The organism is Micromonospora sp. WMMA2032, assembly GCF_002688545.1.
Classification (GTDB): domain Bacteria; phylum Actinomycetota; class Actinomycetes; order Mycobacteriales; family Micromonosporaceae; genus Micromonospora; species Micromonospora sediminicola.
In genome coordinates, this window is sequence record NZ_CP024052.1 from 6095837 (window position 1) to 6108648 (window position 12812).

Annotated in this window: 9 protein-coding genes; all 9 read left to right on the plus strand. The window is 73.8% G+C overall.

Annotated elements, in window-relative coordinates; all coding sequences use genetic code 11:
- The first annotated feature begins 2 nt into the window (after positions 1-2).
- Positions 3-2216, plus strand: coding sequence for a penicillin-binding protein 2 (locus CO540_RS28355; RefSeq protein WP_099164285.1), 2214 nt, complete (start codon positions 3-5; stop codon positions 2214-2216).
- Positions 2217-2268: 52 nt separating this feature from the next.
- On the plus strand, positions 2269-3831 hold the full coding sequence (locus tag CO540_RS28360; RefSeq protein WP_172967955.1) for a UDP-N-acetylmuramoyl-L-alanyl-D-glutamate--2,6-diaminopimelate ligase: 1563 nt from the start codon (positions 2269-2271) through the stop codon (positions 3829-3831).
- The gene (murF, locus tag CO540_RS28365; RefSeq protein WP_099164287.1) at positions 3828-5237 is read left to right on the plus strand and encodes a UDP-N-acetylmuramoyl-tripeptide--D-alanyl-D-alanine ligase; all 1410 of its coding nucleotides are present in this window, start codon (positions 3828-3830) and stop codon (positions 5235-5237) included. Before CO540_RS28360 ends, murF begins: the two co-directional genes overlap by 4 nt.
- Positions 5234-6364 carry a phospho-N-acetylmuramoyl-pentapeptide-transferase gene (gene mraY / locus CO540_RS28370; RefSeq protein ID WP_098748050.1) on the plus strand — a complete coding sequence of 377 codons (1131 nt, stop codon included), beginning with the start codon at positions 5234-5236 and terminating at the stop codon, positions 6362-6364. The genes murF and mraY overlap by 4 nt, the downstream gene beginning before the upstream one ends.
- Before the next feature lie 162 nt (positions 6365-6526).
- Positions 6527-8017: an FtsW/RodA/SpoVE family cell cycle protein gene (locus CO540_RS28375; protein ID WP_371682315.1), complete on the plus strand. Its 1491-nt coding sequence runs from the start codon at positions 6527-6529 to the stop codon at positions 8015-8017.
- Entirely contained in the window at positions 8017-9123 is a 1107-nt protein-coding gene (murG, locus tag CO540_RS28380; RefSeq protein WP_099164288.1) for an undecaprenyldiphospho-muramoylpentapeptide beta-N-acetylglucosaminyltransferase, read from the plus strand. Before CO540_RS28375 ends, murG begins: the two co-directional genes overlap by 1 nt.
- Before the next feature lie 31 nt (positions 9124-9154).
- Positions 9155-10636, plus strand: coding sequence for a UDP-N-acetylmuramate--L-alanine ligase (gene murC / locus CO540_RS28385; protein ID WP_099164289.1), 1482 nt, complete (start codon positions 9155-9157; stop codon positions 10634-10636).
- Positions 10633-11451 carry a cell division protein FtsQ/DivIB gene (locus CO540_RS28390; protein WP_099164290.1) on the plus strand — a complete coding sequence of 273 codons (819 nt, stop codon included), beginning with the start codon at positions 10633-10635 and terminating at the stop codon, positions 11449-11451. Before murC ends, CO540_RS28390 begins: the two co-directional genes overlap by 4 nt.
- Positions 11452-11696: 245 nt before the next feature.
- Positions 11697-12812, plus strand: a complete 1116-nt coding sequence (ftsZ, locus tag CO540_RS28395) for a cell division protein FtsZ (protein WP_091573285.1) — start codon at positions 11697-11699, stop codon at positions 12810-12812.

Genomic DNA, 12812 nt, shown 5'->3' on the forward strand with positions numbered 1-12812 from the left:
CAGTGCCACCGAGGTCGGAGGAACCGCGCCGGGACGCCACGGGCTCCCGGCGCGGCTCGTCACGGGGGGCCGAGCCACGGGAGCCGGGCGTCGGGGGCATCTCCGACGCCCGGGCCTACACGCCGCGCGGGCGCACCATCCGGGAGGGCGGCGCCGAGCAGCGTCGTACCCCCCGCAGCAGCCGGTCCGGCGACCCGTTCCGGCCGGCGTTGCAGGTGCTCGACGGCGGTCGGGCCGGTCGGGCCGGCCGCCGGGAGCCGGCGCCGGCGGGCGAGCCGGCCCGCGCCGGCCGCCGCACCACCACGTCGGGCGGCCGCGCCGGCGTGGTCCGGACCGTCGCGGACCGCTCCGCCCGCGAACCGTTCGACGACGAGGACGAGGGCCCGCCGCCACGGCGCCGGCCCGGCCCGCGCCGTCCGACGGCCCGCCGGCCGGTACGCAAGCCCCGCCGCCCGCCCAAGCTGGGCGACGCGGGCCGCCGGCTGCGGCTCGGCACCGTGCTGGCGCTGACGCTGTTCGCCAGCATCGGCGTCCGGCTGGTCTACCTGCAGACCGTGGACACCCCGGCGTACGCCGACGGCGGCCTGCCCAACCGGCTCGCCGTGGTCGAGCTGCCGGCGCCGCGGGGGGCCATCCTCGACCGGGCCGGCGAGCCGCTGGCGCACAGCGTCGAGGCCCGGTACGTCTTCGCCGACCCGACCCGGGTCAAGGACCGGTTCGCCACCGCGCGGCTGCTCTCCCCGCTGCTCGGCGTGCCGGCCTCGGACCTGGCCGACAAGATGCGCAAGCGCACCCTGCCCGGCACCGACACCCCGTCGCAGTTCGTCTACCTGGCGCGCGGCGTCGAGATCGGCCGGGCCAAGCAGATCATGGCGCTGGACCTGGCCGGCATCAACGTGCACCGGGACGAGCGGCGCGAGGTGCCCGGCGACGACCTGGCCGCCAACCTGATCGGCTTCGTCAGCCAGGACATGAACGGCCTGGAGGGGCTGGAGGCGAAGTACGACGACGTGCTGCGCGGGCAGGCCGGCAAGCGGACCTACGAGGTGGGTCTGGGCGACCTGGCCGCGCCGATCCCGGGCGGCTACAGCCGCACCACCCAGCCGAAGCCGGGCAGCTCGTTGCGCCTCACCATCAATCGCGACCTCCAGTTCATGACCCAGCGGATTCTGTCCAAGCACCTGGCCGACGCCAAGGGCAGCGTCGGCGCTGCCGTGATCATCGACGTCCCGACCGGCGAGGTGCTGGCCCAGGCCAGCCAGCCCACCTACAACGCGGCCGACCCGGGCAAGGTCGACTCGCCGTCCGACCGGGACGACACCGCCACCACGTTCGTGGTGGACCCCGGCTCGATCCACAAGGCGATCACCTACGGCGCGGCGCTCCAGGAGGGCGTGATCACGCCGAACACCACGTTCCCGGTGGCGAACACGATCGTCCGGGGCGGAGTGCCCTTCAGCGACACCCACCCGGCGAACGGCCGCACCATGAGCATCCCGGGCATGCTCGCCTTCTCGTCCAACGTCGGCACCATCGAGATCGCCGAGAAGCTGGGCAAGGAGCGGCTGATCGACTACCAGAAGCGGTTCGGGCTGGGCCAGGCGACCGGCGAGGGACTGCCGGGCGAGGCGCCCGGCCGGCTGCTCCCGGCCGACCAGTGGAGCGGCTCGGCGTACGGGTCGGTGCCGATCGGGCACAGCGTGGACGCCACGCCGCTGCAGATGGCCGCCGCGTACGCCGCCATCGCCAACAACGGGACGTACGTGCAGCCGCACCTGATCAAGGAGACGATCGGGCCGGACGGCACCCGGACGCCCGCCGCCGCCCCGGTCACCCGCTCGGTGCTCAGCCCGGACAACGCGGCCGACCTGCGCCGGATGCTGGAGGCGGTCACCACGGTCGACAACGGCCCGGGGGAACGGGCCACCGGCCTGGCCGCCGCGGTGCCGGGCTACCGGGTGGCCGGCAAGACCGGCACCGGGCTGCGCTACGACAACGGCAAGCGGCAGCCCGGCGACGTCGGCTCGTTCATCGGGATGGCTCCCGCGGAGAACCCGCGCTACGTGGTGGCGGTGTTCGCCTGGAGCCCCGGCGGCGAGGGCAGCTCGGTCGCCGCGCCGGCGTTCCGGGAGATGATGGGCTACACGCTCCGGCAGAACCGGGTGCCCCCGTCGCTGACCGACAAGTCCCCGAAGTTCGAGGTCTTTCCGCGCTGAGTCGGCACGGCGGGACATCATCGGTGAGTGGCGACGAACCACCGGGGCGGCTGTGCGGTCGGAACCGGACGACCGGGTAGGGTCTGACGCCGTGCCCGGCAATCCACGTCCCGCCACCGTGCGTCCCGTCCGGCTCGGCGACCTCGCCGCCCGACTGGCGCTGACGCCGCCGGAGGCCGCCGCCGAGCCGGCCGTCACCGGCGTCACCCACGCCAGCCAGGAGGTCCGTCCCGGCGACCTGTACGCCGCCCTGCCCGGCGCCCGCCGGCACGGCGCGGAGTTCGCCGCCGCCGCGGCCGGCGCCGGCGCGGTGGCCGTGCTGACCGACCCGGCCGGCGTGGCGCTGGCCGCCGACGCCGGGCTGCCCGTGCTGGTCGTCGACGACCCCCGGGCCGCGCTCGGCGAGGTCGCCGCCATGGTCTACGGCGACCCGACCGCCGGGCTGACCGTGATCGGGGTGACCGGCACCGCCGGCAAGACCTCCACCAGCTACCTGATCGAGTCCGGCCTGCGCGCCGCCGGGCACACCACCGGCCTGATCGGCACCGTGGAGACCCGCCTCGGTGACCTGGTGGTGGACAGCGTCCGGACCACCCCGGAGGCCACCGACCTGCACGCCATGCTCGCGGTGGCCCGCGAGCGGGGAGTGGACGCGGTGGTCATGGAGGTGTCCAGCCACGCGCTCGCCATGGGCCGGGTCGGCGGGGTCCGGTTCGACGTCGGCGGCTACACCAACTTCGGCTCCGACCACCTGGACTTCCACGCCGACGAGGCGGACTACTTCGCCGCCAAGGCCCGCCTCTTCGACGGGCGCTGCCGGGTGGAGGTGCTCAACCACGACGACCCGGCGCTGCGCCCGCTGCACAAGCTGGAGACCGTGACCTACTCGGCGGCCGGCGACCCGACCGCAACCTGGTGGGCCGACGGGATCGACGGGGAGGGCTACGCCCAGCGCTTCACGCTGCACGGCCCGGACGGGCTGACGCTGCCCACCGCCGTGGCGCTGCCCGGCCGGCACAACGTGGCCAACGCGTTGCTGGCCGTGGCCACCCTGGTCGCCGCCGGCGTCGACCCGGCCGTCGCGGCGCGCGGCGTGGCCGCCTGCGGCGGCGTGCCCGGCCGGCTGGAGTTGGTCAGCGGCGACGCCCCGGTGCGCGGGGTGGTCGACTACGCGCACAAGGCGAACGCCATCGAGGCGGTGCTGACCGCGCTGCGCGGCCTGACCGACGGCCGGCTGGTCTGCGTGCTGGGCGCCGGCGGCGACCGGGACCGGGGCAAGCGCCCGGTGATGGGCGAGGTGGCCGCCCGGGGCGCCGACGTGGTGCTGGTGACCGACGACAACCCGCGTACCGAGGACCCGGCCCTGATCCGCTCCGAGGTGCTGGCCGGCGCGTACGCCGCCGCCGCACCGGCCCGGATCATCGAGGTGCCCGGCCGGCGGGCGGCGATCGAGGAGGCGGTCCGGGTGGCCGAACCGGGTGACGTGGTGGCGGTGCTGGGCAAGGGCCAGGAACGTGGCCAGGAGATCGGCGGCGAGGTGCTGCCGTTCGACGACCGGGTGGAGCTGGCGGCGGCGCTGCGCGCCCGCTTCGGTGACCTGGTGGGTCGGCGATGATCCCGCTGACGCTGGCCGAGGTGGCCGCCGCGGTCGACGGTCGACTGACCGGCGCCGACCCGGACGCCCGGGTCACCGGGACGGTGGAGTTCGACTCCCGCAAGGTGGTGCCGGGCGGCCTCTTCGTCGCCTTCCCCGGCGAGCGGGTCGACGGCCACGACTACGCCGCCGGCGCGGTGGAGTCCGGCGCGGTGGCCGTGCTCGGCACCCGGGAGGTGCCCGGCGTGCCGATGGTGCTGGTCGACGACGCGCTCGACGCGATGGGCCGGCTGGCCCGCGCCGTGGTCGACCGGCTGCCCGCACTCACCGTGATCGGGCTGACCGGCTCCTCCGGCAAGACCACCACCAAGGACCTGATCGCCCAGCTGGCGGTCCGGCTCGGCCCGACCGTGGCGCCGCCCGGATCGTTCAACAACGAGCTGGGGCACCCCTACACCGCGTTGCAGGCCACGCCGGAGACGCGCTACCTGGTGATGGAGAAGGGCGCCCGCGGGGTGGGCCACGTCCGTTACCTGTGCGACGTGGTGCCGCCGCGGATCTCGGTGGTGCTCAACGTCGGGGTGGCGCACCTCGGTGAGTTCGGTTCGGTGGAGGCCATCGCGCTGGCCAAGGGGGAACTGGTCGAGGCGCTGCCCGCCGACGGGCTGGCCGTGCTGAACGCCGACGACCCCCGGGTCGACGCGATGGCGTCGCGGACGCCGGCCCGGGTGGTCCGCTACGGCGAGTCTCCGCACGCCGACGTGCGCGCCGTGGACGTGACGCTGGACGGCCGGGGACGGCCCTCGTACACGCTGGTCACCCCGGAGGGCAGCGCCCCGGTGCGGCTCGGGTTGACCGGCCGGCACCAGGTGTCCAACTCCCTCGCGGCCGCGGCGGTCGGCCGGGAGCTCGGCCTGCCGCTGTCCGACCTGGCGGCGGCGCTGAACGAGCTGGGTCTGGTCTCCACCCGGCGGATGGACGTCGTCGAACGCTCCGACGGCGTGACCCTGATCGACGACTCGTACAACGCCAACCCGGCCTCGACCGGCGTGGCGCTGCGCGCCTTGGCCAGCATGCGCGGCGAGGGGCGTACCGTCGCGGTGCTCGGCTACATGGCCGAGCTGGGCGACTTCGAACGGGAGGGACATCAGCAGGTCGGCCGCCTCGCGGCCGAGCTGGGTGTGGACCGGCTGCTCGTGGTGGGCGAGCCGGCGGCGCCGATCCACGAGGGCGCGACAGCGGTAGGCAACTGGGGAGGAGAGTCGGTGCTGCTCACCGATCAGGCGGCGGCCGTCGAGGTGCTGCGGAGCGAGCTGCGTCCGGGTGACGTGGTGCTGGTGAAGGGCTCCCGGTACCGGACCTGGGAGGTGGCCGACGCGCTGCGCGCGGACGCCGGTGCGGACGGGACGGAGGGCGGCGCCGCATGAGGGCGGTCATCGTCGCCATCGGGGTCGCGTTCCTGATCTCGCTGTTCTGCACCCCGATCGCGATCAAGGTGTTCGCCCGGCTGAAGGCCGGCCAGCCGATCCGATCGAACCTCGGGCTCGCCAGCAACGAGGGCAAGAAGGGCACGCCGACCATGGGCGGCGTGGTCTTTATCCTGGCCACGGTCATCGCGTACGTCGCCGGGCACCTGGCCCTGACCACGCTGCCGGACGCGCAGATCGCCCAGGTCGAGCCGACCATCACGGCGCTGGTGCTGCTGGGGCTGATGGTGTTCTCCGGCGCGGTCGGCTTCATCGACGACTTCCTGAAGGTCCGCAAGCGGCACAGCGGCGGCCTCAACAAGCGGGGCAAGCTGGCCGGGCAGATCCTCGTCGGCGCGGTCTTCGGCGCGGTGGCGGTCTACTTCCCGTCGAGCATGACCGACGTCAGCGGCAACGCGACCAACACCGAGACGGTGGGCAGCACCACGCTGAGCTTCATCCGGGACATCCCGGCGCTGGAGATCGGCAAGATCGGCGCGGTGATCGTCATCATCATGGTGGTGATGGCGGCGACCAACGGCGTCAACCTCACCGACGGCCTGGACGGCCTGGCCACCGGCGCCTCGGTGATGGTGCTCGCCGCGTACGCGTTGATCGCGTTCTGGCAGTACCGGCACTGGTGTGCGGACCCGAACTACCCGGCCGGGGAATACTGCTACACCGTGCGCGACCCGCTGGAGATCGCGCTGATCGCCGGCGCGGCGGCCGGGGCCTGCGTCGGCTTTCTCTGGTGGAACACCTCGCCGGCCCGCATCTTCATGGGTGACACCGGCGCGCTCGGGCTGGGCGGCCTGATCGCCGGCATGGCGATGTCCACCCGGACCGTCCTGCTGCTGCCGATCCTGGGCGGCCTGTTCGTGATCATCACGATGTCGGTGGTCATCCAGATCATCTCGTTCCGCACCACCGGCAAGCGGGTGTTCCGGATGTCGCCGCTGCAGCACCATTTCGAGTTGGCCGGCTGGAGCGAGGTCAACATCGTGGTCCGGTTCTGGATCATCGCCGGGATCGGGGTGGCCATCGCGCTGGGCCTGTTCTACAGCGAGTTCCTCGCCGCGGTCAGCTAGGTGTAAGGAAGGGCCCCTTCTTAACAGACGTCTGTTAAGAAGGGGCCCTTCCTTCAGTTCCGACACGCCGACCGGGCGGTTGCGCCACGGGCGGGCGGGTCGAGCCGCCATGATGGGCGTGTGGGGGAGGGACGAGACATCCAGGCCAGCAGCGACCCGCCGATCCGCCGCGCGCCCGCGGCCACGCCGCCGGCCGATCCACCGACCGTCGCGGCGGGCTGGGATCCGGCCGGCGGCCTGGCCGCGTTGCGCGGCCTGCTGGCCCGCCCGCTCGCCTCCTACTACCTGTTGCTGTCCAGCACCGGCCTGCTGCTGCTGATCGGCCTCACCATGGTCTTCTCCGCGACCAGCGTGAAGGACTTCGCCGAGGGCGGCGACGCGTCGGCGTCGCTGACCAAGCAGGCCGTCTTCGCGGTGATCGGCATCGGCGCGTTCTGGGCCTGTCAGCGGCTGCCCGCACGCACGTTCCGGGCGGTGAGCCGCCCGGCTCTCGGCGTGGCGGTGGCGCTGATGCTGCTGCTCAACCTACTCGTCGCGCTGGAATCGCTGTTCGGGGTGGCGTCCATCGGGCCGTTGAAGGCCGAACTCCTGTCGCTCTCCCTCGGCCCGATCTCGCTGCAACCGGTCGAGGTGGCGAAGTTCGCGCTGGTGCTGTGGGCGGCGCACGTGCTGGCCCGCAAGGGCGCCGCGCTGGGCTGGTGGCGGGAACTGGCCACGCCGCTGTTCCCGGTGGTCGGTCTGCTGTTCGTGCTGGTCGGCTTCAACGACCTGGGCAGCATGCTCTGCCTGCTGGCGCTCGTGGTCGGGCTGCTGTGGGCGGCCGGCGTGCGGGGCCGGGTCTTCGCCGCGCTCTCCGCGATCGGGCTGGCCGGCATCGGCCTGCTGGTGGCCGCCGCCTCGCTCGGCGCGGGCTCGGGCTCGCGGGACGCCGACAACTACCGGCTCGGCCGGCTCACCATGTGGCTCGACCCGCCGTCGCCGAAGACCTGCTTCGAGCAGGAGCTGGACTACTGCTACCAGCTCGTGCAGGCCCGCTACGCGATCGGCAACGGCGGCTGGTTCGGCGTCGGCCTGGGCCAGAGCTCACTGAAGTGGAACTACCTGCCCGAGGCGCACAACGACTTCATCTTCGCCATCGTCGCCGAGGAGTTGGGCGTGGTGGGCTGCACCGTGATCCTGGCGCTGTTCGCCGTGCTCGCGTACACCGGGATGCGGATCGCCCGCCGGGTCGAGGACCCGTTCCGCCGGCTCGCCGCCGCCGGTGTGACCGCCTGGCTGGTCGGCCAGGCCGTGATCAACATCGGTGGCGTCACCGGTCTGCTGCCGCTGACCGGCGTACCCCTGCCGTTCATCTCCGACGGCGGCAGCGCCCTGGTGGTGACGCTGGCCGCGATCGGCATGCTCGCCTCCTTCGCCCGCGCCGAGCCGGACGCGGCCCGCGCCCTGCATGCCCGTCCGCCGGCCCGATGGGTCCGACTAGTGTGGGCCCCGTTGCCGCCGCTTCCCGGCCGGCGCCGTCGACCGGCGCCGCCCCCGGCGGACCGTGGGTCCGTGCCCCGGTCCCGGCAGCGACGGCAGGACGACCAGGCCGCGCCGCGCGGCGCCCGGCCCGACCGGGCGCGCGCCGGCTCGGCGAGCGAGAGGAGACGCTGATGGGTCCGCTGCGTTCGGTGGTGCTCTGCGGAGGGGGTACGGGCGGGCACATCTACCCGCTGCTCGCCTTCGCCGACTGCCTGCGCCGACACGACCCGAGCGTCCGGATCACGTGTCTGGGCACACCCAAGGGCCTGGAGAACGAGCTGATCCCGCCGGCCGGCTACGACCTGCGCCAGATCCCGGCCTACCAGCTGCCCCGGTCGGTCAACATGAGCCTGGTGCGCACGCCGGACCGGATGTGGAAGGCGGCCCGCGCGGCGGGCAAGGTGATCGACGAGGTCCAGGCCGACGTGGTGATCGGCTTCGGCGGGTACGTCTCGGTGCCCGGCTACCTGGCCGCGTGGCGCCGCGACCTGCCGATCGTCATCCACGAGGTCAACGTGCCGCCGGGCGTGGCGAACCGGCTCGGCATGAAGTTCACCAAGAACGTCGCGGTGGGCTTCCCGCACCAGCCGGCCCAGGCCGAGGCGCTGCGCGACGCCCGGGTGGTCGGCGTACCGCTGCGTCGTGGCATCGCCGGGCTGGACCGGGCCGCCCTGCGCGACGCCGCCCGCGCCCACTTCGGGCTCCGCCCCGACCTGCCGGTGCTCTTCGTGGCCGGTGGCTCGCAGGGCGCCCGCTCGATCAACCTGGCGGTGTCCGGCGCGGCGAAGGAGCTGGCCCGCAACGGCGTGCAGGTGCTGCACGTGATCGGCGCCCGCAACGAGGCGGTCTCCGTCCCCACCGACCTGCCGGTGCCGTACGTGACGCTGCCCTACCTGTCCGAGATGGAGCTGGGCTACGCGGCGGCCGACCTGATGCTGGGTCGGGGCGGCGCCATGACCTGCGCCGAGGTCGCCGCGATCGGCCTGCCCACGATCTACGTGCCCTACCCGCACAGCAACCAGGAGCAGAAGCGCAACGCGCTGCCCGTGGTGGAGGCCGGTGGCGGCCTGCTGGTCGACGACGCCGAGGTGACCCCGGCCTGGGTGGAGCGCACGGTGATCCCGCTGATCCGGGACCCGCAGCGGCTCTGGGCGATGAGCCACGCCGCGGCCGCGTACGGCCGACGCGACGGGGACGTGGCGTTGCTGAACTTCGTCTACGAGGCGGTCTCCCGCTGATGCGGGCCGTCGCGACGGGAAGGTACCTGGAATGAACACCGCGCAGTTCACGCCCGCCGGCACGACGACCGCGGAGGACCTGGGCCGGATCCACCTGATCGGGGTGGGCGGGGTCGGGATGGCCGGCCTGGCCCGGCTCTTCCTCACCCGGGGCCTGCCGGTCTCCGGCAGCGAGCTGCGGGAGTGGCCGTCCCTGGCCGGCCTGCGGGCGCTGGGCGGGACGATCCACTCGACGCACGAGGCGGCCAACCTGGACGGGGTGGACACGGTCGTCTACTCCTCGGCGATCCCGCAGGACCACCTGGAGATGGTCGAAGCGCGCCGGCGGGGCCTGCGGGTGCTGCACCGATCCGAGGCGCTGGCGGCGGCGATGACCGGCCGGCGCACGGTGGCGGTCGCCGGCACGCACGGCAAGACCTCCACCACGTCGATGGTCACCATGGTGCTCCAGCAGGCCGGCACCGACCCGTCCTTCGTCATCGGCGGGGAGATCTCCGAGGTCGGCTCCGGCGCGCACCACGGCACCGGAGAGCACTTCGTGGTCGAGGCGGACGAGAGCGACCGGTCCTTCCTCATCTACCGCCCGTACGTGTCGATCATCACGAACATCGAGGCGGACCACCTCAACACGTACGGCGACCTGGCCAACCTGGAGGCCGCGTTCGCGGAGTTCGCCCGCCTCACCGACCCGGACGGGTTCGTCGTCACCTGCGCCGACGACGCGGGCGGCCGGCGGCTGGCCGAGACGCTGCGGGCGGAGGGGCGTCGGGTGTGGACGTACGGCGAGTCCGCCGACGCCGACCTGCGGATGAGCGACGTCACCTCCTCCGCGCAGGGGGTGCGCTACCTGGCCGAGGTCGAGGGCCGGTCGCTGGGCGAGATCCGGCTGCCGATCCCGGGTCGGCACATGGCGCTCAACAGCGCCGCCGCGGTGCTCGCGGCGTACCTGCTGGAGTTGCCGGTGGCGGCGGCGGAGGCCGCGCTCGGCGCGTTCCCCGGCGTGCGGCGGCGCTTCGAGCGCAAGGGTGTCGCGGACGGCGTGCTGGTCTACGACGAGTACGCCTACCACCCGACCTCGATGACGCTGGCCCTGCAGACGCTGCGCGAGGTGGCCGGCGACGGACGGCTGATCGTGGTGTTCCAGCCCTACCGGCTCTACCGCACCCGGGACCTGCAGGCGGAGATCGCCGCCGCCCTCGGCATCGCCGACGAGCTGGTGCTGCTGGAGGTGTTCGGCCCGGGCGAGATGCGCCGGCCCGGCGAGGGCTCGGCCGCGTTGATCGAGGCGGTGCCGCTGCCGGCCGAGCACAAGGTGTTCGTCGAGGCGTGGGACGACGTGCCGGCCGAGGTGGCCCGCCGGGCCCGTACCGGAGACGTGGTGGTGACCATGGGCGCGCCGCCGATCTCGCTGATGGGCGACCAGTTGCTGGACGCGTTGCTGGCGCGGGCCGGAGGCGCCGCGGCGCTGGGCGCCGGCGTCGACCCGGACGGCGCGGCGGCCACCGCCGGATGAGCCCGGGGCCGGCCCGCGGCCGCACCCCCGGCCAGGACGGCGGGTCGGGGCGGCGCAGCCCGGTCCGGCGCTGGCAGCTGGTGCGCGCCGGCGCGGACGCGGTGCCGCCGTCCACCCGTCGCTTCATGGCCCGGGCCCGGCAGCGGCGGATGCGGGCGGCGCTGCCCTGGGCGGTCGCCGCCGCGGTGGCGGCCGTCGCCGGGCTGGTCGCCTGGACGGTGCTCGGCACCGGCCTGTTCGGTGTGCGCGACGTCCGGGTGGTCGGCGCGCGCATGGTCACGCCGGTGGAGATCCGGGACGCCGCGGCGGTGCCGGACAACGCGCCGCTGGCCCGGGTGGACCTGGCCGCGACCGCGCGCCGGGTGGGCGCGCTGCCGCCGGTGGCGCGGGCCACGGTGGAGCGGGACTGGCCGGGGACGCTGGTCATCCGGGTCGAGGAGCGGGTGGCGGTGGCGGCGGTGCCGCAGGGCGAGCGGTTCGCGGTGGTCGACGGTTCCGGTGTGGTCTTCCAGCACCTGGACCAGGCGCCGACGGGGATGCCGTTGGTCAGGGTCGCCCGCCCGGGCCCGGACGACCCGGGCACCCGGGCCGGGTTGGCGGTGCTGGCCGCGCTCGGTCCGAAGCTGCGCGCGGAGCTGGTCGCGGTCGACGTGGCCGGGCTGGCCCGGATCACGTTGCTGCTGCGCGGCGACCGCGAGGTGTTCTGGGGGGACGCCTCGCGCAGCTCGGACAAGTCCACGGTGGCCACCGCGTTGCTGGGGCGCCGGGCCGACCGCATCGACGTCAGCGCCCCGGACGTGGTCACGTTCCAGTAGCCCTGGGGCGGCGAGCGGCCCTTGTGTCCCGGGTCGCTCGGTCGGCGACACGCCGGAAGGGTCCTTGGCTCCTGGCGCGGCGGCGCATACGTTGCCCCGAAGAGATCAGTGGTTGACATAGCCCTAAGCCTCTAGTAGAGGGTGAGGGTTCAGCCGTCGGAGAGTTCAGGGCAGATGCTCCGCCGCTGGTCCGGCCAAGCCGTGTGGGGTCGGCCCATGCCAATCTCGAAGGGAAAGGACCGGAGATGACACCTCCGCACAACTACCTGGCGGTCATCAAGGTCGTCGGCATCGGGGGTGGCGGCGTGAACGCCGTCAACCGGATGATCGAGGTTGGGCTCAAGGGCGTCGAGTTCATCGCGATCAACACCGACGCGCAGGCGCTGCTGATGAGCGACGCCGACGTGAAGCTCGACGTGGGCCGGGAGCTGACCCGGGGGCTGGGCGCCGGCGCCAACCCGGACGTCGGCAAGAACGCCGCCGAGGACCACCGGGACGAGATCGAGGAGGTGCTCAAGGGCGCCGACATGGTCTTCGTGACCTGCGGCGAGGGCGGCGGCACCGGCACCGGCGGCGCGCCGGTGGTGGCGAACATCGCCCGCAAGCTCGGCGCGCTCACCATCGGCGTGGTCACCCGGCCGTTCTCGTTCGAGGGCAAGCGCCGCCAGGTGCAGGCCGAGGCGGGGATCGAGGAGCTGCGCAACCAGTGCGACACGCTCATCGTCATCCCGAACGACCGGCTGCTGGCCCTCGGCGACCGCAACATCTCCATGATGGACGCGTTCCGCACCGCGGACCAGGTGCTGCTCTCCGGTGTCCAGGGCATCACCGACCTGATCACCACGCCGGGTCTGATCAACCTGGACTTCGCCGACGTGAAGAGCGTGATGAGCGGCGCCGGCAGTGCGCTCATGGGCATCGGCAGCGCCCGGGGCGAGAACCGCGCCGTGGAGGCGGCCGAGGCGGCCATCTCCAGCCCGCTGCTGGAGCAGAGCATGGACGGCGCGCGGGGCGTGCTGCTCTCCATCGCCGGCGGCTCGGACCTCGGCCTGTTCGAGATCAACGACGCCGCGCAGCTGGTCACCGACGCGGCCCACCCGGACGCGAACATCATCTTCGGCGCGGTCATCGACGACGCGCTCGGCGACGAGGTGCGGGTGACCGTGATCGCGGCCGGCTTCGACGGGGGCGCTCCGGCGTACAAGGCGGTCGAGCCGCCGCGCAAGAGCAACCAGAACCCGCCGGCGCAGTCGAACGCGCCGGTGAGCCCGCCGGCCACCATGCCGGCCCCGCAGCAGCCGTCGCGCCGGGTGCTCTTCGACGACGTCGACGTGCCCGATTTCCTCAAGAACGGGTCCTGA